Genomic DNA, 24500 nt, shown 5'->3' with positions numbered 1-24500 from the left:
GAGCCTGAACCAATTGTTGAGCCTGAACCAATTGTTGAGCCTGAACCAATTGTTGAGCCTGGCGCAAATGATTCTCAATTAATAGCCCACTCTGATGAAGATCCACGCACGTTGCTGCGTTGTCCACCTCAAGAACTGACAGGCGAGTGGAACCCAGAAAAGTGGGACTACTGGTTACAAACTGCTCGTGAAGGCGAGGTATTGGCACAAGATGAGCTAGCACTGGCACGACAAGGTACAATGACTGGTCAATGCAATGGCAAAGCCACGTTTTTGACCAGTGTTGATAGTAAGCATTTGCAGGTCACTTTTCAGCAATTGGCAGCTAAGCTACAACAGCAATTTACGCAAGCTGACATTGACTTGAAAATTGATAGTAGTATCATGCAGACCGAAGATAAAACCCCAGAGCGCCGACAGAAAAAACGTTTAGAGCAAGCGAAAACCGTTGCTGAAACGAAATTACTAAAAACACCAGTGATGCAGTATTTGACTGAACGCGGTGAAGGGAAAATGGGTAAAGTACAGCTGTATTGAAACTTTAGAGCAGTGATTGGTCAAAGTATTTGAAAGTATATTTATATATTGAACGTAGTTTTATATTAAATATCAAGGTGATAGCGATATATCATCTTGATATTTTTGTTTTTATTACGGGTCAAAATATATTTATCAAACAAGAGAGAACCATTTGATAACGATAAGATGAATGTAAAGTCGTTATAATGGTTAAGTTATATTAAAAACTGAAATGACGTTTAGGTGAGAATATGTTGGATAATTTACGCGGTATGGCTGTGTTCGCCAGTGTGGTCGGACATGGCTCTTTTAGTGGCTCAGCACGTGAGCTAGGTATTACAACCAGTGCAGTCAGTCAGCAAATTCGTTCATTAGAGAACGAGCTTGGCGTGGTATTGCTACATCGCTCAACTCGTAAGCTAAGCTTAACAGAAGCTGGTGAGAGCTTTTATGAAGCGGCAAAAGACGTCGTCAGTGCAGCGGAGCAAGGGCGTATCAAAGTTAATCAATTGCGTGATGAGCTAGCAGGTAGCTTGCGTGTATCGACCACGCCTGAGCTTGGTGTTAATCACATATTGCCAGCACTCTCTACTTGGATGGCGGCACATGATGATCTTAGCGTCACCTATCTAGCAGACAATCATTATATTGATATGATTGATGAGCGTATAGATATTGCTATTCGCATGAGTCCATCGATTAATGACTCTAGTCTGAGCAGTCATCCATTGACTGATGTGCGCCAATTATTGGTTGCCTCACCTCAGTATTTGCGTCAGCACAGTAAACTAAATACGCCTAAAGACTTGGCTGAGCATCAATTAATCTGTATTGAAATCATGAAAGATGCCAATCAGATCGATATGATTCAGACTGAAACTGGCAAAAAAACGCGTGTCAAAATGAACTCGCGTATCTATACCAATAACGTGTTTATGGCAACGACGTTGGCTAAAGAAGGTCACGGGTTGGTTAGAATGTTAGAAATGGACGTCAAAAAAGAGCTTGAGAGTGGTGAGCTGGTAGAAGTGTTGACTGGCTATCAATTACCAAGCTTTGTGCTATATGCGGTCACTTTAAATCGTGACCAACAGCCAGCTAAAATTACTCGTTGTCTAGAAGTATTGAAAAAGTACTTCCATGCAAATTAAGTGTTGTTCTCACTACGCACGAAACGTTTTTAGTTAGCAGTTAGCAAAAAGCCTATAGATAATGAATCATCTATAGGCTTTTTTGTTGTCTATTATTAACGTTAAAGCATGCTTTAAAATGATGGCTTTAATAAATTAATTAAACGCTCAATAACTTGTGTGCTTTCATCACGGCTCATGTTAAGTGGTGGCAGCAAACGTACAACATGACCACCCGTCACATTAATGATCAGCTTTTGCTCATCACGGGCACGATCTACCAGTTGGTTACAATCCATATCTTCAGGTAGCGCGATACCAATCATCATACCTGCACCGCGACTACTAACGCCATGTTGGCCAAATGTATCAACGATACTTTCTCTAATGAATAAACCCTCAGTCACTGCGTTTTCCATGATATTACTATTTGCTAGCACGTCATATACGCTATGTACCACACGGCTGGCCAATGGTGTGCCACCATAAGTAGAGCCATGACTACCAGCACCAAACAAACCATTGGCACGGCCACGTACCATGCACGCACCAACTGGGAAACCATTACCTAGACCTTTGGCTGTCGTCAACACATCAGGGCGAGCATTGCTATGTTGATAAGCAAAATATCTACCCGTACGGCCATTACCTGTTTGCACTTCATCCAGCATAAATAGCCAGTTATGAGCGTCACATTCTGCTTGCAAATCTTCAAGATAAGTGAAGCCATTGGCAGCAGTGTTTAGGCCACCTTCGCCTTGGATCGGCTCTACAAAGATAGCGCAGATATCATCATGTTCTTGAGCAGCTTGTTTGACAGCTTCGATATCGCCAAATGGCACACGAATAAAATCCTCATCTAGTGTATAAAACCCTTCTCGCGCTTTTGGATTTGCAGTAGCTGACAAAGATAATAACGTACGACCATGGAACGATTGCTCCATTACGATAACTTTTGGACGTTTAAAGCCTTGTTTGTACGCGTATAAACGTGCCAGTTTCAATGCAGCTTCATTGGCCTCGGCGCCGCTATTGGCAAAAAACACACTGTCCATTTGGGCTGCGGTACATAGTATCTCTCCAGCACGCTCTTGCCAGTCAATGCCGAACAAGTTGCTTGTATGAATTAACGTACCTGCTTGCTGCTGAATCGCGTCAGTGACTTGTGGATGACAGTGTCCTAAGCCGCATACCGCAATACCAGTCAAGGCATCTAAGTAAGGCGTGTCATCTTTGGTATAGAGCCAACTGCCTGCACCGCGTGTAAAGCTGATTGGTTGACGATTATAAGTGGGCATCAGGTAAGTAGCAGACATGTAAAGCATCCTTGATATAATAATTGAGTAAAAGTGTGGGTTATAGCTCGTCAGAAAAAGGCGTGGTTTCTGCAGGTAAGGTGTAGTCTTCGTTTGCCCAAGCACCTAAGTCGATCAGCTTGCAGCGACTGCTACAAAACGGCTTGTATTTATTGTCTTGCCAGGCCGTCTGAGTGCTGCAACGTGGACAAGGGTAGGTCTTTGGAGGCGTGTTTGCAGTAGAGTCAGTCATAAGAAAAGAGCAATGTCCTAAATGTTATTAGTATTGGTTGCATATGGCACGAGCAGAAAACGCATCCGTCATTTAAATTACGACGAAACGAGGCGTACTTGCTATCGCTGTATTACTATTCAATTGGATTGACTATATAATAGCATGGGGCCGAATAATGACAAAAGACAAATGCTTTAAGGATAGTAGATGACCGACAATATTGATCTCACGCATCAGCAAGAGCGTGCCTTTCAACCACAAAAACTGTCAGCACCGCGTGACTTTATTATTCCAAATATCATCAATGACAATAAAGATGAAAAACCGTTGATGCTAGAGATTGGGGCAGGGAAGGGTAAGCATGCACTTAGCTTTGCCGCACAAAATCCTGATAAGCATCTGATAGCCATTGAACGCACGCGTAATAAATTTGAAGCATTCTCAAAATTAGCCACTCTACAAAATCTATCAAACCTAGACGCGATTCATGCGGATGCGATTGCATGGACAGTGCATGCAATCAAACCAAACAGCTTGGCTAAAATCTTCATTCTTTATCCCAATCCTGAACAGCACAATCCAAATCAGCAATGGCTGAACATGCCTTTTTTTGAGTTTCTCTTATCACGCTTGCAGGTGGGCGGAGAAGTGATATTAGTCACTAATATCGAATCCTATATGGACAATGCAGAACACCAAGCAACCAAAGTGTGGTGTCTACCATCAACACGTTCTCGAGTACCAGCGACCAGTCAGCGCACTCATTTCGAAGTGAAATATCTTGCCCGACAAGAGGTGTGTTGGGAGCTAAGTATTCGTAAGCCAAAGTGGTATAAAACAAGATTCGATGATTGGCAGGTAAGTGCTATAAGCGAAAAATAATAGCCTAAGTAAATATAGGGCTTATGTCAGTGATACACAGTAAAGTTAGTAATATTAGATATAAAATAGCCTAAGCAAATAAAATTAAAACAATAAATAGCCGTCACTAAAGGACGGCTCAAAATTTACACATTTTATAAATAAGGTTTTACAAGGCTATTGGAGTTGGTATGAGCATCTAAAACAGTCAAAAAGGTATATGCACCGATAAACTTGCGGCTAATAAACATGAATTCTTTTGGTGGTAGATTAAATTCAAAAGATTGCATTGCGCGTGTAGCCGTAGTGGATAGGCGTGAATGTAATTTACTGTTGGCCCAAATATAGCGATTTTGCTCATCCAAACATTCACTAGGGATATTAGCGTTTTTCTCAGGATCACTAAAAGGCTCGGTAGCAAGCAAAAATAACGAAGCAATATCTGAACGAACTTTATTACTCATGCTATCGAAAAAGTCATATCCTGTCATAGCAAGGCTCATTGCTTGCTGATCATGGCGATATCCTGCGCGTAGTAGACCACGAGCAATCGTTAATAAGTTGCCATCAAATTGACGAATCGCCCCAAAATCTAGCAAAACCAATCTATCGATATCTTCTTCGTTTTCGCTCACACGCACCAGATAATTACCAAAGTTAGGATCGGTCTGCATTTCGCCCCATACAAAAATCTCTTGCATCATGATTTCAATAGCCGCTTGACCAATGGCATTACGGCGTTCATGAGGTAGTAATTGCAGTGCTTCCGAGACCACAGTGATACCTGGCTCGTATGACATACATAGCAGACGCTTTTTAGAATAAGTGCGATTGATCTTAGGCACGATATAGCGCGGATCATCAATTAAACGCTCGTAAAAACGTTCTGTCGTAGCCGCTTCAGCTTCATAATCAACTTCGTGATGGAGTAGGTCACGTATTTCCTCAAACCAAGCATCGAGTGCGCGTGTTTGGGGAACGATATTACTTACTTTTAACAATCGTTTGAACAAGGCAAGATCAGAATTGATAGCGTCTGCCACACCCGGATACTGAATTTTTAACACAACTTGTTCGCCAGTGGCGAGCACGGTCGCACGATGAACTTGGGCAAGAGAAGCAGTTCCAATGGGAACAGGATCAATGTCTAGCTCGTTTAGTTTGTTGCCCAGTAACTGGCGTAATGTTTGCTCAATCGTCGGCCAAGTCAATGTCGCCGTGTCATCATTAAGGGTTTGCAAAGCGCGCGTGATCTCTGGCGGCAGTATGTGCTCACCATAAATCGCTAGCATTTGACCAATCTTGACGACCGAACCTTTCAATTTACCCAGCTCTGATGCCAGATAATTCGCCTGAGTTTCCATAAACGCCTGATTACGTGCAGTACGTGCCTCTTTATTTAAGAACATACCAGACACGCTATTACCCGCCCAACGACGACCAATATTCAAAGAAGTTTTTGCAATCGACATACGACGATCAAACCCTGAGGTTTTTAGGCTATCGATTGATTGCTTGTTGCTAAAAGGTTTAGACGTATCATTTGCCATAAGTATAATCATTCATCCAATTGGTATTGATTTGCGGGTTCGAAACCTACAATACAAGGGAGACGTGATGCACAGGTACAAAATTGTATCATATAAAGCGCGTTGGTTTTATGAGCCTGAGCTGGCCATTGATAGTTACTTTGTAAGCCAATGTCTAGCGGTAACTATTGATAAATAGGTGCTTACTAATTTAAGTATGATTTATAAATAGTTAGTATTTTCTAGCAAGTTCACTGACTATTAAAATTTAGTGAAATCTATTTATAGCCAATAGGTCAGTATCAAAAAGATACTAAAAAATAAGACCTAGCATGATGCTAGGTCAAATAGTGATGTAGAGCTATAAAATATAGAAATTCTATTAATCAAACACATTGAGCAAAACCTTCGCGTTATCTAAAATATTACCCAAGACGTTACCCAATATGTTTTTAGTACGCCTTAGTTACTAAGCATTTTCGCGAGTGATGGCATGGTGACCAATATCACGGCGATACTGCGCACCATCGAAGCTAATAGCAGCGGTAACTGCTAATGCTGCTTGCTGAGCATCAGAAATACTATCTGCTAGCGCAGTCACACATAAGACGCGCCCGCCGTCTGTGACGACTTCTTTATCATTATCGTTAGAAAAAGCCGTGCCAGCATGGAAAACTTTCACAGCTTCGTCGTTATTAGGATCTAGTTCTGGCAAGCCAGCAATCACATCGCCTTTAGATGAAGTTTCAGGGTAGCCTTTTGATGCGACAACGATACCTAGAGCAGGGCGCGCATCCCATTTTGCTTCACTAGGTAACTGACCTGCCAAGCCTTGTGCGACCAAATCGACCATTGATGACTGTAAACGCATTAAGATAGGCTGCGTTTCTGGATCACCAAAGCGGCAGTTAAACTCGATGACATAAGGGTCGCCTGCCTTATCAATCATAAGACCAGCGTATAAGAATCCAGTATAAGGATGGCCTGCGTGTTTCATGGCATCGACTACTGGTTGAATCACTTGCTGCATGACTTTGTTATGAACATCGCTGGTAACAACTGGAGCAGGAGAGTAGGCACCCATACCACCAGTGTTTGGACCGGTATCACCTTCAAAAGCACGTTTGTGATCTTGGCTGGTTGCCATTGGTAGGATATTGTCACCATCAATCATGCAGATAAAGCTGGCTTCTTCACCCTGTAAGAACTGCTCGATAACCACACGGCTACCAGCATCACCGAACTTATTGTCCGCTAACATATCGTCGATAGCTTCATGTGCTTGTTCGATCGTTTCAGCAACGATAACGCCTTTGCCTGCAGCGAGGCCGTCTGCTTTGATAACGATAGGCGCGCCTTGCTCATCGACATAGGCTTTTGCAGCGACTGCGTCTGTAAAACCTTGATAAGCAGCGGTTGGAATATTGTTTTGTTCCATGAACTCTTTAGCAAAAGTTTTTGAGCCTTCTAACTGTGCACAGTATGCTGTTGGGCCCCATGATTTGATACCTGCTTCACGACAAGCATCAACAATACCCGTAACCAAAGGCGCTTCTGGACCAACAATTACCATGTCGATATCGTTATTTTGACAAAAGGCGATAACAGCACTGTGCTCGCCTGCGTCAGCGTCGGTAGACTCTAGCATAACGTTTTGGCATTTAGGCTCAAGGGCGGTGCCAGCATTGCCAGGAGCGATGTAGACATTTTTTACATTGTCATCTTTTGCACATTGCCATGCCAATGCGTGTTCGCGACCACCTGAGCCAACCACCAAAATATTCATCATACCTTTTGCCCTTAGCATTAAAGTTAATAGTGAGCGAGTCGTACGCTCTTAAATATGTTGGCATATTCTAACAAAAAAACGCCTTCAATTACCATGAGTATCCGCCTGCCAGCACCGAATCATCCATATCGATGTCTAAAAATGCATTGTCTCATTAGTAAAGGTTATCGACACATCGCTGATTCATGAAATGATGTTGTACACTTTAGCTCGCGCCTTATGTGCGTTACACTTCACTATATTGGTAGTATTAAATTCTGATGGCTACATATTAATAAAAAATAAGAGCAAAAAAGGAGAAAATTTCTAACTGTTATAAAAATAAAATAAGTCGCGTGAATGGAAATACTGCACCGTTGCACCAATGATGAATATGCAGTAACAGTAGTCAATCTAAATCGATAAACTTAAATAAATAAATGTTAAACCAAATCTATAAAAAAAGGACGCAGGAAATGCCAAACTCCCTCAGTATCGCAAAAGAGCGCATTAGCCAGATAAGCGATATTGCTACCAGTTATGTACAAAAAGACAAATCGCTATTTGATCATTTTATTCATAGCTATTATCAGCCATTGCATCAAGAAACTGCAGAGGCGATTAGTAATGCTGACTTGGCGGGCATGGCGCTACATCACTTTACACTACTCAAAGCTTACGACGGCAGCAAGCCGCAGCTGACAGTACTAAACCCAGCAGCAGAAGAGCAGCACTTTCACAGCTCGCACACTGTCATTCAAATCGCAGCTTATGATAGACCATTCTTAGTTGATACGATTTTGATGAGCCTAGAAGCTGAAGGTATCGATGTTCATCGTACTTACAACATCATTATCAGTGTTGAGCGTGATGACAATGGTGATATTACCCATATCGAAGGTGCACATGAAAGTGCCACTTCACATATGTCATTGATTCATTGCGAAATTGCTTACCAAGACAACGAAGACTTGGAAGCACTTCAACAGATGCTGATGTCAAAAATTGACACGCTTGATACGGTCGTTGGCGACTGGAAACAGATGCGTGCGCAGTTGAATGATATCAAAACTGAGCTTTCGACTAAGCCGTTACCAGAAGTATTCTATTCACAACAAGAAATCCAAGCATTTTTAGATTGGATCTTAGACGATCACTTCATATTCTTAGGGTATCGTGAATACCGCTTGGAAGGTGGTCAGTCTATCGAAGTGACTTCTGAGCCGACCGATTTAGATTTATTCGCAATCGGTAACAGTGGTCTTGGTCTATTACGTGGTTCTGAAAAAGACAAGCTATCAGAAAGCTTTAGCCAATTGCCTAGAGGATTAAAGCAATTATTGACTGAGCCGCGCGTGTTAATGCTGTCCAAATCAAGCCGTGTATCACCTGTGCATCGTTCAGTATATATGGACTTTTTGGGCATTCATAAGTTCGATGATAACGGTAACCTAATTGGTGAATACCGCTTTATCGGTTTGCTTACCTCACAAGCCTATCAGCTCACTGTACAGCAAATACCGCTGTTGCGCGAAAAAGCCAATAAGATTATGGCGATGGCAGACTTGCCACGTGACGGTCACGCTCATCACAAGATGATGCATGTGATTAACACCTTACCGCGTGATGATCTGTTCCAAGCCAGCGTCGAAGAGCTATACCCAATTGTTTCGGGCATTACTCAACTACAAGACAAGAAAAGTTTACGTCTATTTAGCCGTATTGACCATTATCAGCGTTTTGTTTCGTGCTTGGTCTATATCCCGCGTGATAAGTTCAACACCGAGCTACGTATTAAAGTACAAAACGTCTTAAAAGACGCCTATAACGGTATGTCTTCAGGGTTTACCACTGAGTTTAACGAATCTGCGCATGCTCGTGTACACGTCCACGTACGTACCGTACCTGGTCAAGTAAATGACGTCAATATCGCCACACTTGAAGCCAAATTATCAGCACTCATGCAATCATGGGATGATAATTATCAAAAGATGTTACTCGATAATGTGGGTGAGCAACAAGCCAATGCTTTAAATCGTCGCTTCTTAAACTATATCCCTGCTGCCTACCAAGAGCGTTTTGATGCTCGCACTGCAGTTGAAGATACCAAGCGTTTGGCGGGACTGACCGCAGAGCAACCAATGCTTTGGCACTTATACCAGTCAACAGGCGATGCACGTAACCAGCTCCATCTAAAACTGTACGGTCGCGAACAGCCGGTTATCTTGTCGAAAGTATTACCAATACTTGAAAACTTTGGTGTGTCAGTTATCTCAGCACAGACTTATGAGTTTGACTTGCCAGAGCAACCTATCTGGATGCAAGAGTATGAGTTGACCCTAGAGCATGTCGATACGGTCAATATGCAAGTCGTGCGTGGTCAGTTCGAAGACAGTCTTAAGCAAATCTGGGCAGGTCGCGTTGAAAGCGATTCATTCAATGAATTGGTACTAACAACTAAGCTCGATACTTATGATGTCGTCGTATTGCGTGCATTGTCTCGCTATATGCTGCAAGCACGTGCGCCATTCTCTAGTGCTTATATTCAGCAAACTGTGGTCAAAAACAGTGATATCAGTGTCGCGTTAGGTAGTTTGTTTGACGCACGTATGAATCCTAAGTATAGCGAAGAAGAACGTCAAGAAAAGGCTGCTACCATTCAAGAGCAAATCACAGCTGCGTTAGCAGATGTGGATAGCCTGGATGAAGATCGTATCTTGCGCTGGTACTTAGATTTGATCAATGCGATGGTACGTACCAACTTCTATCAAGTCGATAGTGATGGTCAGCGCAAAGATCGTCTGTCATTTAAGTTCTTGGCAGCAGACATTCCAAACTTGCCTAAACCAAAGCCAATGTTTGAGATATTTGTGTATTCACCACGCGTCGAAGCTGTACATTTACGTGGCGGCAAAGTCGCTCGTGGTGGTCTGCGCTGGTCAGATCGTATGGAAGATTTCCGTACTGAAGTACTTGGCCTTGTCAAAGCACAGATGGTCAAAAACGCAGTAATCGTCCCTGTAGGCTCTAAAGGCGGATTTATTGTAAAAACCAAGAGCATGGCTGATGGTCGTGAGGCGTTCCAAGCAGAAGGTATCGCTTGCTATCAGACATTCTTACGCGGCATGCTTGATGTCACAGACAATATTGTAGATGGCAACATCGTCCCGCCAGCCAACACGGTACGTCATGATGAGGACGACCCGTACTTGGTTGTCGCAGCAGACAAAGGTACAGCTACTTTCTCTGATATAGCCAACGCGCTAGCAGCAGAGTACAACTTCTGGCTAGATGATGCCTTTGCATCAGGTGGGTCAGTAGGTTATGACCATAAAGCAATGGGTATCACCGCTCGCGGTGGATGGGAGTCGGTCAAACGTCACTTCCGTATGCGCGGTATGGACATCCAAAACCGTGATGACTTTACCGTTGTCGGTATTGGTGACATGAGTGGGGATGTGTTCGGTAATGGTATGCTGCTATCAACGCATACTAAGCTCGTTGCTGCCTTTAATCATTTGCATATCTTTATTGATCCTAATCCAGATACGGCAGCCTCGTACGCTGAGCGCGCACGCTTGTTTGAGCTACCACGCTCCTCATGGGCAGATTATGAAGCATCATTGATTAGTCAAGGTGGTGGTATCTTCTCGCGCCAAGACAAAACCATCGCTATCAGTCCTGAGATGAAGTCGCTCTTCGATATCAGTGAAGACAGCCTTGCACCGAATGATTTGATCAGTGCGTTACTACGTGCACCTGTCGATCTTATCTGGAATGGTGGTATCGGTACTTATGTCAAAAGTGCAAACGAAACACATGCTGATGTGGGCGACCGTGCAAATGATTCGCTGCGTATCGATGGTAATGAGCTACGTGCAGCCGTCGTTGGTGAAGGTGGTAACTTAGGTCTAACCCAGCAAGGTCGTATCGAGTACGCTCAAACGGGCGGACGTATCTATACAGATGCAATCGACAACTCAGGCGGTGTTAACTGCTCGGATCATGAAGTCAACATCAAAATCCTACTCGGCAAAGTGGTCGAGCAAGGCGATATGACGCTGAAGCAACGTAATGAGCTGCTTGAGAGTATGACTGACACCGTAGCAGAATTGGTACTACGTCAAAACTACTTACAACCACAAGCGATTGAGCTGAGCCATATTCGTGCCGCAGCCAACCTGAGTGATCATCAGCGCTTTATTCAGATGCTAGAGAGTGAAGGGCGTCTGGATCGTGCAATTGAGTATCTACCATCAGATGAAGAGATTGCGAAGCGTCAAAAAGCGGATATTGGTCTGACCAACCCTGAGCTAGCAGTGGTCTTGGCTTATGGCAAGATGTGGGTTTATGACAATCTACTACTATCTGATTTACCAGATGATCCGTACTTTATCAATGAGCTACGTAAGTACTTCCCAGATGAGCTTGCGTCACGCTTCTTCGATGAGATGACTGAACACCGTTTGCATCGCGAGATTATCAGTACTTACTTGACCAACAGTGTGGTCAACCGCTTAGGTATTGAAGCGCTATTCCGTCTCTTTGAGGAAACCGATCAATCACTAGCCACTATCGTACGTGGTTATGCGATTAGCCGTGATGTATTCAACGTATCGCGTGCTTGGAAAGCCCTTGAAGCTCTAGACAATCAAGTTGAGGCGACATTATTGCTGAACCTTGAGCTACGTCTACGTGATTCACTTGAGCGCGGTGTGGTCTGGTTCATCAATGCCTTTGGTCAAAATCTGCAAGTCGCTGATATGATTAGCCGCTTTAGTGAAAGCGTTGAAAAACTGACTAAGCCAAGTGGTTTTATCGAGCAGCAATTTGCACAATATCTGCAAGAAGACACCAAGCGCTTGATGCAAAAAGAGCTGTCTGATAATGATGCTACGCTATTTGCGATGCTACCGTACCATGTCGATGCGCTTGATGCTGCATTGCTTGCTGAGCAATATGAGCGTCCTGTCGATGAGATTGCAACTTTATACTTTGAAGCTTATCAAGTATTGCAATTAGACTGGATGATGGAAAATATTGCGAACCTACCACAGCAAGACTATTGGGATCGCCGTGCACGCCATGCGTTAGTGAACGAGCTGTCACGCAGCTTGCGCCTATTAATGGATGCGGTACTCTCAAAACCAGATGCTAAGCAAGCATTTAGTGAATGGAGAGCAAGACACGTCGATCAGCTTGCAGCAGTCACCACAGAGATGAATAAGTTAGATGAGCTTCATAGCAACGATGAAGAAGGTCAAATCGGTCTTTCAACGTTGTCAGTATTGATGAGTGAGCTTAGTGGTTTAGTTACTAAGTAATGAAGTAATATCACTCCCAAACTGTCGCACAAAAAAACCACCGTTCTTAATGTTCGGTGGTTTTTTATTGTCTAAAAGAAATGGTTTAATTAAAAGTATTAAGTAGTAAAGTGATTAACCTAACTTATGATGCTTTTTCACTGACGACTTTATGACATCCTTGACCACTGATTCGACTAAATCCGCCCGAGAGCTTTTCGACCTTGATTTGGGTTAAAATGCGATCTTTTAGGGCCTGAACATGGGATATCACCCCGATTAATTTACCTTCTTGCTGTAAATTGGTCAGCGTATCAAGCGCAATGTCTAAGGATTCCTCATCCAATGTACCAAATCCTTCATCCAAAAATAGCGAATCTACCCGAATATTTTGACTGGCCATCTGTGAGAGTCCTAATGCTAACGCTAGGCTAATGATAAAACCTTCGCCGCCTGAGAGGTTTTTAGTACTGCGAATTTCACCACCTTGATAGTTATCAATCACATTTAGCTCAAGTGGACTATTATCATCACGAGCCAGCAAATAGCGATCGCTCATTTTTTGCAGCTGCGTATTGGCGTGAGTGACCATAAGGTCAAAGGTTAGCCCTTGAGCAAAAGTACGGAACTTTTTGCCATCAGATGAACCAATCAATTTATGCAATTGTTGCCAAACTTGCAGTTTGTCCTTTTGAGCAGTGATAGCATCAAGCTGTGCCTGTTGGGTGGTTTTTTTGTCTTCATTGTCCTTTAGACGCTGACTGATTGCACCGATTGACTCAATTCGTTTGTTAAATTCATCTTGGGCTTGTGATTGCTTTTGGGTAAGCGTTTCTCTATCGTCTACTGTCAGCGGATTGGCTTGTTTATCTGCAAGTGTTTTTTGTGTTGCATCCAATAAAGATTGCGCTTGCTTTAGGGCATAATCGATATGCTGTTGCTGCTGTCTAAGTGCGTTACGCTCATCTATGGGCAGGCGCGCCGCCAAAAATTCTGCTTCCGTATCAAAGCTAGAGGTGGCAAGTGTGTTATTAAATGCAGTATGTTGCGTTTCTAAGGTTTGCGTAGCTGCTTCGATACGATTGGCTAAGTTTTCTTGCTGCTTTATGAGCTGTTGCAAATTATACGTCTCTTTATCCAGTTGTCGTTGGGCAACACTGTGCGCCTCTTGTGCTTGCTCTAGAGTGTCTCTAAGCGTACGCTCAGCTGCTTCTAGGTCGGCCGCCTCAAAAACCTCTGCGCGTTCGTCTTGAAACTGGGTTAGTGCAGCTATTTGTTTATTCTTCGCTTGCATTAGACTGTTAAGCGAATCGGTATCTTTTTTTAGCTGTGCTTCTTTATTCTCAATATATGCTTTTATGCGTTCAAGGTCGCTCTGTATTGTCTGCTGTTTGTCCTTATCTTCAGCGAAAGCGTCTTTTAGCTGTACGAGGGCGCGGCGCTGCTGACGTAGTTCTTCAAGATAACTATCATAATCTGCATTGCTCAGAATTTTTTGCTGTTTAATGCTAGCCGATAACAACTGTAGGTTCTCGGGCGCACGTTGCAAGGTGCTCAGCGCCTCTGTCGGATAGCTACTGGCAGCATAAGGGTCAATACGCTGCAAAATGGCGGTAATGAGCGTTTGTAGTTCAGCAAAGTTCTCTGTGATTTTATTGTCAATACCCGTTATATTACTTTCGGTAATGGTGATTTTGTATCTCTGCTCAGTGATATCATTTGCTAGTACTTGCTGGTCTTGTGACGCCGTCTCTAGCGTCTTACGCAAACGGCTCATATCTTCAAGAAGTCTGTCATAGAGTGCTAACGAATCTTTGATACGGTCTTTATATGTCGCTAATTTGTTTTTGCTGGCGGTAAGCACTGGCACGATATCGTTATCACTACCCAACGCCAGTAACGGTTGTATCAAGTTGGCAATAGTACTGTCAGCTAAGTTTTCATCATTCATCTGCTGGCTGATGACATACAGCAGTTCTGTTATGGCGGTATCATGCTGCTGTATTTGCGCAGTGAGTTCGGCTTGCTGATTTTTTTTACTCGCAAGCGTACTTTGTTTACTTGCCTGCTCAATCTGCTGGGCAGTGATGCTTTTATTCAGCTCGGTAATTTGTTCATCTAAAACACTAATATACTGCGCTAATTGGGAGTTTTCGTCATCGGGTAAAAGGTGCGGGTGATTTTGAGCGTAAGGGTGCTCAAGCGCACCGCATAGAGGACAAGGTGTACCGTCTTGTAAATCGGCAATATAGTTCTCTAGCGCCGCAACCTTTTGTTGTAGTTGTAGCTGATTCAATTTGTCTTGGTGCTTTTCTTGCGTACTTTTGAGGCTTGCTTTTTTCGTTGTAATCAACTTTTCATAGCCATTGATTTCACTCTCTAGCTGCTCGATGTGACTGGTGATTTGTATCACTTGTGCGTTAAGGTCACGGCGCTGCTGGTCATGAAAGTGCAGCTGATCGAGCTGCTGGCTAGTGCTGTCTATCTGCTCTTGTGTCTCACGCATCTGTGTGACCGATTGCGCTTGAATCAGCTCGCTTTGTGCTTTTTTTAGTGCGATTAATTGCTTTTGGGTGACTTCATTTTTATCACTTTGTGCTTGTTGGCGTTGCTGTTGTACTACCAATGCGGTTTTGTATTCTTCTAATTCACGTGTTTGGCGTATCTTGTCTTGCGAAAGCACTGAATTTTGATGTATTACCGCTTTTAGGCGACTGCACTTTTCATCAAAAATGGCAATATGGCCGTCTAAATAGCTTAAATTATCCGTACCGGTAAGTTTTTCGGTCAATTGCGCGCTTTGGTTTTCTTTATCTATGGCAATGCTTTTTTGCGCGGCAATATTTTCAAGCAGTTGCTCAGCGTCTGCCTGAAGTGTGTCATGTCTGACACGTGTATCGTTTAAAGCGCGACGTTGCTGGTCAATCTCGTTGTCGAGGTCACGTGCTTTCTGAATTTTAGGCCGTGCAATTTGCATTGTGTTTTCTGCATCTTGACGCTGTGTTAGTTGCTTCTCTAGCTGTGTGCGAGCGCTTTTTGTGAGTGCTTGCTGCTTAGGTAAGTCATATTCGAGCTGCGCTTTTTCTCGGCTTAATTCGTTAACGTGCTTGCGGGTAGATGATAACTCACCAAACTGACTATCAATCTCCAACGCTTTATTAGCAGCGATTAAGCGTTTGGCACTAGGGATGAAGTCTTGCTGAGCCTGCTGAGCCTGCGCTAGATCATTTTGATAAGTATTCAGTTTTTCTTTTGACTCTGTCACGCTATCTAGCCACTTTATCTTTTCGGACAAATCTTGAATGGTTTGCTGCTGCTCACTTTGGGCACTTTGATATGACTGCAAGTCAGCCTTTAACTGACTTTCTTCATCAGCATCTAGAAGCATTAAGCCATCTAAACCGTATTGTAGCTTGCTGAGAATTTCTTCTTCGGTACGTTTCTTATCATGAACCTGTGTTGAGATGGTAGCGTAAATATCAGTGCCAGTGATTTTCTCTAAAATATCTGCGCGTTCATCAGCCTTTGCCTTTAGAAATGCTGAAAAACTGCCCTGAGCTAGCAATATAGAGCGAGTGAACTGTTGAAAATCCATCCGAGTCAGTTCAATGATCTTGTTTTTGGTATGCTTTAAGGTACTCTCTAACAGCTCATTCTCTTTTGACGAGTCATCAACGTTTATCTTAGCGATTTCATGAGTCGCATCTTGCAGATTGCCATCTGCTTTATTGTAAGCACGGCGTTGCCCCCAGCGGCAGCGATACTGCTCACCATTTAAGTCAATCACTACTTCAGCGAAACACTCTGCCGTCTGCCGCGTCATCACCTCATTACTGCTCTTACTGATACTATTAATCCTTGGCGTCTCACCATATAGCGCTAAGCAAATAGCATCCAATATGGTGGTCTTGCCAGCACCTGTTTGCCCAGTGATAGCAAAGATACCTTCATTGGTAAAGGCAGTATCAGCAAAATCAATATGCCATTCGCCTTTTAGGGAGTTGAGGTTTTTTAGTCTGAGTTCGATTAGGCGCATGGATAAGTCTTAATATTAGTAATAGCCGCAACTGCGAAAAATTGAGAGAGATAAGGAAGTGTGGTCATGATATGTCACTTATATCATTCTGCCTGTTTGTCTTCATGACGTAAGTTATAAAGTATCTGACCATAGGCATCGCGCAATGAGTCTTTTTGAGAATCAGCCACATCATTTATCGTCAAGCAGCGCTCAAACACTTCCATTTCATTTAAGTCCTGCAAGTTCTCAGATGTTTGCTGCTGATTGAGGACTTTATTATAAGTACGAGTGTTTTTTATCTTAAGCACTTCACATGGCAACCCTTCTACCATTGCTTGCACTTGCTCACGCAAATCACTGACGATTTCGTCACCTGTATAGACAATCTCTAGCCAAATAGAGTCCGATTGTGTAAGCGCTTGAATGGTTTGTTCAATTGTGGTTAGGTCACCAGATATTTGCGCCAATTGTTGGAACTTTGGAATGGGTAGGGATACTACTTGCATCTGATTAGCGTCATCGCGATGTAGAATTTTATTGCTATTCACGGCGTCAGTAGAAGTTTCTCGAATGCTTTTATATTGCTCAGGCTGAATAGGAGTATTTTCTACGACAGTAGATTTTTTAACTTCCTCATCTTCTAATGGCTCATCAAAGCCAAACAAGTCATCCATGAAAGGCAGTTCCTGACTAGACACTTTTTTAGCGGTTTTTTCTGCTAATTTATCTACTGTTTTTTTAACTTTGGAGACTCCAATGTCAGCATCTATATTGATAGCATGAGGAGTAATATCGTCAGGTGCGACGTTTAACCCTAAAATGTCGTTATTAAAATGCTCTGCGGCACCAAACTGTACCAGCAATACTTGCTTTTGCTGTTTGGCCTCTCCGAAACCCATCGCGATGGGTGAGCCTGAATAGCGAATACTCTCACGACCGCCAACGCGCTGTGGCACGTGCAAATGCCCAAGTGCCACGTAATCGAAGCCATCATTGAACATATCGGCGGAGATTTTACCTAGTGATCCGACATATAGCTCGCGTACACCATCATCCTCGGTTGTTCTGCCACCAGACGCGAATAGATGTCCTGTTGCGATGATAGGAATATATCGCTGATGCATTTTGATTAAGTCGGCTTGCTTAGACTTCGCAATGTCTGCAATATTGTCATAATGCTCGCAAATACCAGCGATAACATTGGCGTCTTTGCTATCTGCGGACTCGCCAGCGCTACTGCTACGCACATCACGGTCGCGCAGGTAGGGTACAGCGGCGATGATGCAATGAGGATTATTATCATCATCACCCAAGACCAATACTTCATCTTCCAAGTCATCACAAGCCGTGCCAATCACATGGACGTTCAAAAACTTAAGCACATTGCTTGGCGCGTCTAAAAATGTCGGTGAGTCATGATTACCTGCGACAATAACCACATGCTGACAGCAGGAGCGTGAGACCTTACCCAAAAACTCATAATACAGCGCTTGGGCTTTATTGCTTGGGGTCATGGTATCGAAGATATCACCTGCGACGATCAATATATCTACTTGCTGTGCGCTGATGGTGTCTTGTAGCCAATGCAGGAATAACTCAAACTCTTCATAGCGAAGACGCCCATATAGGCGTCGCCCCAAGTGCCAGTCTGAGGTATGCAATATGGTCAAAGGTTTCATTTGCGTGGTCAAAGAAGAAGACAAGCTAGCATCAGGTATGGGCATAAGTAGACTATGATTATGAGCAGTAGAAAGTCTTCATTCTAGCAAGAATCGTTGAGATTTGCGCTGTTGCCAAAAGAAAACCCTACCAATAATATACTGGTAGGGTTTTCTTCTTATTTGAGACTCATCGTTTTGCAGGTTAGCAGTAAGCGCTAGTCAACAATCAATTGCTCCAGACCATCTCCTTGCTGTGTTGCAAGATTTGCGACCATTGATAGGGCATGTGCTTGTTGGTCTATCGGTTGTTTTACTGCTTCACCTCTTGAGCCTTCACGCAACCAATTTTTAGCTATATCATCGCTGTTTTGACTGTGCTGCTGATTTTGTAAATTATACCAAGCCAAATCATGATGCAAGCTGACCACGTCGCCCATGATGAGAAGGGCAGGCGTTGGCAATTGTGCTTGTTCTTGTTTGGCAACAATCGTTGCAAGCGTACCTGTCAATACTTGCTGATTGGACATACTCGCATTAGAGACGATAGCAATCGGCGTCTCGCTACTACGACCAGCGTCAACCAAGCCTTCAGTCAAACGTGCCAGCGAGTGCAGACCCATATAAAATACGACCGTCTCATCAGTATTTAAGAAACTCTTAAAGTTACTGTTAGGTGCACCAGCTTTCAAAAATCCTGTCACAAAACGCACTGATTGTGAATGGTCACGGTGAGTGAGCGGAATGCCTGCATAGCTAGCAGCGGCATTGGCTGCAGTGATACCCGGTACGACTTGATATGGCACATTATGTGCCCGCAGGCTTTCGATCTCTTCGCCGCCACGTCCAAAGATAAATGGATCGCCACCTTTTAAACGCACCACACGTCGGCCTTGTTTGGCATGATTGACAAGTAGCTCATTGATGCCTAATTGCGCAACTGTATGATTGCTGCGTTTTTTACCGACGAATACTTTATCAGCATCACGGCGACATAAGTCCAACACCTGCGGTGAGACTAACGCATCATAAAATACCACATCTGCTTGTTGCATCAAACGAAGTGCTTTAAAGGTCAACAGCTCTGGATCACCCGGGCCTGCGCCTACGATATAAACTTCGCCAACGGCTGGTAACTCTTTTTCTGATTCATCAGATAGAGTAGAAGCAATCGTGTCTGTCTCTTTTACCGCATCTGCATTGTCGCTTTTCTTACTGATAGCAGCGGCAGTACTATCCAAATCAGCTTGCAGTTGTGCAGCCGCTTCAGTTTCATTACCTGCAAACATGAGCTGACTGACCTGACCTTCAAATGCGCGCTCCCAAAACTGGCGACGTCCAGTAAGCGTCGGTATTTTGGCTTTTACCTCACTGCGGAATTCACCTGCCAGCTTGGCCAATTTACCATAGCCTTGCGGGATTAATGTCTCAAGGCGTGCACGTAATAGACGTGCCAGCACAGGCGCCTTACCATTTGATGAAATACCAATCACGATGGGATTACGATCGATAATAGCTGGAAAAATAAAGTCACATAAATGCGGCGTATCGACCACATTGACTGGAATGTTTAGCTCAGTCGCATCTGCATGAATTTGGTGATTCAGCGTCTCATCATCAGTCGCGGCAATGATTACTCGTGCGCCTGACATATAGGTTTTATTATAATTCTTATAGATAAATTTATGTTTGCTGTCAGTTAGCAAAGCTTGTAGCTCATGGCTGATATCAGGTGCAAGTATAGTGATACAGGCGCCTGCACGGCTGAGCAAATCCGCTTTACGCAGTGCCACTTCGCCGCCGCCCACGATGAGCACTTTACGGTCTTCTAATTTAAAAAATAGCGGGAAGGTGTTCATAATGTCACCGTATATTTAATTGTTTATTATAAAAGGTAGAAAAGATATAAGGAATGCCGCCATTATGAGGTATCACAAGCACACTCTCACCTAGTGAATTGGCATTAGTATATTCGTTTTTGTCATGTTAATGATGATTTTTTGTGAGAAAGGGAATAGGTTTTATAAGACATGATAGGCGTACTAGAGGTTTAGAAGGGCATAATTTTATATTTTTTAATTCAGAACAATTATGAAGGCATCATAATGAGTCAAAACAATACGTTTAATAGACTAAAAAAATCAAGTACTGTCTTTTTCGGACTGATTTTAGGGTTGCTAGTTAGTTCAGATGTACTAGCAGAATGCGCGTTGGCTGAAGGTTATAAGTTACCAAATGGGGTTGTATTTGATGAACACTGTGAGTTTGATGGTGAACTCGCGCCCGTAATAAAAGGTAGTAAGTATGGATTCATCGATAAGCAAGGTGTGATAAAAATACCAACACAGTATGACTTTCCAATTGCTTTTGTAGAAGGTCTAGCAAGTGTTCATAAGGACAACTTATCCGGATACATTAATATGCAGGGTGAAGTTATTATACCTCTCAAATACAGCCTTACTTATCCATTTGAAGATGGTTTAGCTGTGGTTGGGGTAGATAATAGAAGAGGAGTCATTGATAAACAGGGACAGATAATTATTCCGATAATATACGATGATTTAATGGGTTTTAATGAGGGTTTATCTGCAGTTGAGAACGAAGGGAAGTATGGATACATTGATATTAATAATAAGTTAGTTATTCCTTATGAATATGATTCTACTATTTCCTTTACAGAAGGCCTAGCAGCAGTTGAAAAAAATGAAAAGTTCGGATTTATAGATAGGCTAAATAATATCGTGATACCCATTGAATATTATAGTGCGACTTGGTTTTCAGGTGGTTTAGCCGTCGTTAATAATGATGATAAGTTTATGATCATTAATAGGTCGAATCAAGTAGTCAAAGAGCTAGACTATGCAATGGTCTTCCCCTTCATTAACGGATTAGCACTTGTCTTGTCTATGATAACGGTAAGCATGGATTTATTGACAAAAATGGTGATGTAGCAATTGAATTAGACTATGATGACATTCCATTTATTGATCCTTTTAAAGATGGTACCGCCTATGTCAAAAAAGATGGTGAATGGTTCTACATTAATAGACAAGGTAAACGTGTAGAAAACAAGTTTTAAGTCCAATGAAAAACTGAAAAAAGCCCTTTCTTAAATCAAAGAAAGGGCTTCTCAAATTCATAAACAGCTAAAATTACAACTGCGTGTGCAGACCGCACTCACGGCTTTCTTCTACTTTAGTTGGATCAAAGTAGTCATGCTCGTTTGGCAAGTTGTGCTCATCTAAGTATACATCCAAATCTGCATCGGTTTTTTCAAACAATGGCGCTACCTTTAGTACGCCGTCTTTTGATAAGCTAAGTACATCAAGCCCTTGACGGAACTCAGTTTGGTCTTTACGAATCGCGTTAAACCATACGTCAGGCTTTAGCTCAGCAAGGGCGCGGCGGAATGGCTCAAGTTTCACTTGTTCAGTGAATTCGCCATGTTGCGGGTTGTCAATGCCTGGGATGCCATTCATGGTGGCGTCACGATGGGCAGCGGTTTGTTTTGGGATATAAGTCACAACGTTGAGATCAAGATCACGAATCAATTTGTTGGCAAACTGATAAGTAGCATCAGTGTTGTAGCCTGAGTCTACCCATAATACAGTAATATCAGGGCGCTGTTTAGCAACCAAATGCAAGATCGCTGATTCATACGGACGGAAGTTGGTGGTGATGATTGGGTTTTTGGCTTGCGTCAATGCCCACTCAACGATTTGCTCAGGTGATTTACCTTGCAAATCTTGGTTTGCTTGGTCGATATCTAGGTTTGGGTGTAATTGGCTCATAATACATTCCTTAATAATTGTTAATATAAAAATAGCGATTTGATAGTGAATAATAAAATCAGTTTTTTGAGAACATCGGTAATGCTGAAGCGTCTCGACCATCATAGCTACTGGCTAGGGCAGTGAAGGCTTGGCTAATATCAGATTTAGCATCATGCTCATTGAGTACAAAGCTGGTCGCACCAGCGCGCAGCAAATAAGCGATTTGATCACGACCAAACGCGCCTGCCATGCGAATATCACCTTCATAACCAAGCTGACGCAGGGTCTGTGCAAAACTAAAACCGCGACCGTCTACAAAACTTGGGACATGAATGACGATCAAGTCTTGCGTCAATAAAAATTCTTTTACATCAGACAGATCATCAGCATCGGTGTTGGATGTGATCCACACACCCAATCGGCTGCTGTGCTGCTTGAGGATATCCAATACTTGCTCTAGCAAACCGTTTGCCAGTTTTCCATCAGCATTTAATAAATCTGCTAGTGGGACAAGTACATCAACTTTTTCTTGTTTGTGTAACAGCTCAAGTAAGGTCAGGTTTGATAACGCGATACCGTCAGGCAGCTGCGCTGTCGCTAGCGCTTGCCAAGTATCTTCGCCACTGATGTCTGCGCCATGGCTATCAAGCACATGATGATTAGCCATAGACCTTCTCCTTAAAGGGGGCGATACCAACGCGGTCAATCACGTCACCAAAACCCTCAACATCTTGTTCGTTAGTGCCGCGTATATCGAGATACACATCTAAAATGGTTTGTAGCGTGCTGGCCACATCATCCGCTGGCACCGCTTTTCCTAAGATTTTGCCCAATTTGGCGTCATTACTAGAGTTACCGCCAAGGCTAATCTGATACCAGTGCTCGCCTTTTTTGTCCACACCCAAGATGCCGATATCACCTGTGTGATGATGGGCGCAAGCATTCATGCAGCCTGACATGTTTAGGCGAATATCACCAAGATCATACAAGTAATCTAAATCATCAAACTGCTTTTCGATTTGCTCAGCGATATTGTGCGTAGTCGCATTGGCCAGTGAGCAATAATCCCAACCTGGGCAGACAATCATGTCGGTTAAGGTGTTGATATTGGCGCGTGCTAAATGCAAATCTGATAGCTGCTGCCACAATTCATAAAGCTCATTGGTTTGCACATCAGCGAATACCAGATTTTGCTGATACGTACCGCGCAATTCACCAAAGCTATAACGATCAGACAAATCGGCAAGCGCATCCATTTGCGCATCACTCAAGTCACCTGATGGCACATAACGACCGTCCACCAGTCCGGCTTTTAAAGAGATCACTACCGCACGGTAACCGTCCACCTTATGTGCCACGGTGTTTTGCTTATACCAATCAGCGAAATCTTTATTGTCTGCCAATTGTGCTTGCAACTCTGATTGTACTGCGAGCGCATCAAATGACTGATAATCAGGCATGCTAAAGTAGCTAGCAGCGGTGTCAAAATTCTCTTCAGTCAAGGTAAGCGGGCCATCTTTAGTATGTGCTTCCCAGTCAGCCTCCACCAATTTGCCAAACTGATTGCCACCTAAGCTATCAACCAAAATTTTAATACGGGCTTTGTACTTGTTATCACGGCGACCATGCAAGTTATAAACGCGCAAAACGGCATCCAGATAGCTGAGTAAATGCTCACGAGGTAAAAACTTGCGAATCGTTTTGCCGATAATAGGGGTACGCCCGAGGCCACCACCAACGATCACTTCAAAGCCAAGCTCGCCTGCGTCATTGGTAACGACGTGCAGACCCACATCATGGACTTGCGTCGCAGCTCGATCCGCTTCGGTACCGATGACTGCAATTTTAAATTTACGTGGTAAAAAGGCAAACTCAGGGTGGAAGGTTGACCACTGACGGATAATCTCACAATAAGGGCGTGGGTCAGCAATTTCTTCTTTATGGATACCCGCATAAGGATCCGTTGTCGTATTACGGATACAGTTACCTGAGGTTTGGATGGCATGCATCTGTACTGTCGCAAGCTCAGCCAAAATGTCTGGCACTTCTTCTAGTTTTGGCCAGTTCAGCTGAATATTGGTACGGGTGGTCATGTGCCCATAGCCTTTATCATACTTACGGGTAATCTCAGCCAATTTGCGTAGCTGATAGCTGGCAAGCAAGCCGTAAGGAATGGCGATACGGAGCATAGGCGCATAACGCTGGATATACAAGCCGTTTTGCAATCGCAGTGGTAAGTACTGCTCCTCGGCAAGCTCACCTGCCAAAAACCGCTCGGTTTGGTCGCGAAATTGGGCAACTCGTTCCTCTACCAAAGTCTGGTCAGCGTAATTATATTGATACATGACGTAATCTCAGTTTTGTTTTTAATCTTAAAATCAGCGACGAAAATGATTTGCGTGTGTAATAGG

The 24500-nt window shown here is 43.3% G+C and carries 15 protein-coding genes and 1 pseudogene; 6 read left to right on the top strand and 10 right to left on the bottom strand.

What is annotated here, in order from left to right:
* Positions 1–537 (top strand): annotated as a pseudogene (locus tag CXF69_RS14520) (DNA polymerase III subunit gamma/tau); the annotation flags it as partial.
* A 233-nt stretch (positions 538–770) separates the two neighbouring features.
* Positions 771–1670, top strand: a complete 900-nt coding sequence (locus CXF69_RS09255; protein WP_057760292.1) for a LysR family transcriptional regulator — start codon at positions 771–773, stop codon at positions 1668–1670.
* Positions 1671–1783: 113 nt separating this feature from the next.
* Here CXF69_RS09255 and CXF69_RS09250 read toward each other — a convergent pair whose 3' ends face one another.
* Positions 1784–2965 (bottom strand): aspartate aminotransferase family protein, encoded by a 1182-nt coding sequence (locus CXF69_RS09250; RefSeq protein ID WP_101205916.1) that lies wholly within the window; start codon positions 2963–2965, stop codon positions 1784–1786.
* 40 nt (positions 2966–3005) lie between these two features.
* Complete coding sequence (locus tag CXF69_RS09245; protein ID WP_101205915.1) at positions 3006–3197, bottom strand: DNA gyrase inhibitor YacG; 192 nt, start codon at positions 3195–3197, stop codon at positions 3006–3008.
* Positions 3198–3386: 189 nt separating this feature from the next.
* Between CXF69_RS09245 and CXF69_RS09240 the strand changes: the two genes are divergently transcribed.
* Positions 3387–4061 carry a class I SAM-dependent methyltransferase gene (locus CXF69_RS09240; protein WP_101205914.1) on the top strand — a complete coding sequence of 225 codons (675 nt, stop codon included), beginning with the start codon at positions 3387–3389 and terminating at the stop codon, positions 4059–4061.
* 134 nt (positions 4062–4195) lie between these two features.
* On the opposite strand, the gene CXF69_RS09235 is transcribed toward CXF69_RS09240, so the two are convergent.
* Positions 4196–5590, bottom strand: a complete 1395-nt coding sequence (locus tag CXF69_RS09235) for an ABC1 kinase family protein (RefSeq protein WP_134292207.1) — start codon at positions 5588–5590, stop codon at positions 4196–4198.
* Between the two features lie 448 nt (positions 5591–6038).
* Positions 6039–7355, bottom strand: a complete 1317-nt coding sequence (gene purD, locus CXF69_RS09230) for a phosphoribosylamine--glycine ligase (RefSeq protein ID WP_101205924.1) — start codon at positions 7353–7355, stop codon at positions 6039–6041.
* Positions 7356–7813: 458 nt separating this feature from the next.
* Between purD and CXF69_RS09225 the strand changes: the two genes are divergently transcribed.
* Positions 7814–12661 carry an NAD-glutamate dehydrogenase gene (locus tag CXF69_RS09225; RefSeq protein ID WP_101205913.1) on the top strand — a complete coding sequence of 1616 codons (4848 nt, stop codon included), beginning with the start codon at positions 7814–7816 and terminating at the stop codon, positions 12659–12661.
* 124 nt (positions 12662–12785) lie between these two features.
* Here the strand turns inward: CXF69_RS09225 and CXF69_RS09220 are convergent, their stop codons facing one another.
* The 3 genes from CXF69_RS09220 to cysG form a co-directional block, all read right to left on the bottom strand.
* On the bottom strand, positions 12786–16676 hold the full coding sequence (locus tag CXF69_RS09220) for an AAA family ATPase (RefSeq protein WP_101205912.1): 3891 nt from the start codon (positions 16674–16676) through the stop codon (positions 12786–12788).
* Positions 16677–16759: 83 nt separating this feature from the next.
* Positions 16760–18382, bottom strand: a complete 1623-nt coding sequence (locus CXF69_RS09215; protein ID WP_180952652.1) for an exonuclease SbcCD subunit D C-terminal domain-containing protein — start codon at positions 18380–18382, stop codon at positions 16760–16762.
* 152 nt (positions 18383–18534) lie between these two features.
* Positions 18535–20175 (bottom strand): siroheme synthase CysG, encoded by a 1641-nt coding sequence (cysG, locus tag CXF69_RS09210; RefSeq protein WP_101205911.1) that lies wholly within the window; start codon positions 20173–20175, stop codon positions 18535–18537.
* 246 nt (positions 20176–20421) lie between these two features.
* Here cysG and CXF69_RS09205 point away from each other — a divergent pair, with 246 nt between their 5' ends.
* Together CXF69_RS09205 and CXF69_RS14655 are read left to right on the top strand one after the other, a co-directional pair.
* Positions 20422–21267, top strand: coding sequence for a WG repeat-containing protein (locus CXF69_RS09205; RefSeq protein WP_101205910.1), 846 nt, complete (start codon positions 20422–20424; stop codon positions 21265–21267).
* Positions 21204–21395, top strand: a complete 192-nt coding sequence (locus tag CXF69_RS14655) for a WG repeat-containing protein (protein WP_101205922.1) — start codon at positions 21204–21206, stop codon at positions 21393–21395. Before CXF69_RS09205 ends, CXF69_RS14655 begins: the two co-directional genes overlap by 64 nt.
* A 73-nt stretch (positions 21396–21468) precedes the next feature.
* Here CXF69_RS14655 and CXF69_RS09195 read toward each other — a convergent pair whose 3' ends face one another.
* Genes CXF69_RS09195 through CXF69_RS09185 form a run of 3 tightly spaced genes read right to left on the bottom strand, consistent with a single transcriptional unit; the run spans position 21469 to position 24434 of the window.
* Entirely contained in the window at positions 21469–22107 is a 639-nt protein-coding gene (locus tag CXF69_RS09195) for a phosphoadenosine phosphosulfate reductase domain-containing protein (protein ID WP_101205909.1), read from the bottom strand.
* A gap of 58 nt (positions 22108–22165) precedes the next feature.
* On the bottom strand, positions 22166–22756 hold the full coding sequence (locus CXF69_RS09190) for a DUF934 domain-containing protein (RefSeq protein ID WP_101205908.1): 591 nt from the start codon (positions 22754–22756) through the stop codon (positions 22166–22168).
* Complete coding sequence (locus tag CXF69_RS09185) at positions 22749–24434, bottom strand: nitrite/sulfite reductase (protein WP_101205907.1); 1686 nt, start codon at positions 24432–24434, stop codon at positions 22749–22751. The genes CXF69_RS09190 and CXF69_RS09185 overlap by 8 nt, the downstream gene beginning before the upstream one ends.
* Positions 24435–24500: the final 66 nt, after the last annotated feature.

The organism is Psychrobacter sp. Choline-02u-9 (genome assembly GCF_002836505.1).
Taxonomy (GTDB): Bacteria; Pseudomonadota; Gammaproteobacteria; order Pseudomonadales; family Moraxellaceae; genus Psychrobacter.
This window is presented reverse-complemented; position numbering and strand designations above follow the sequence as displayed.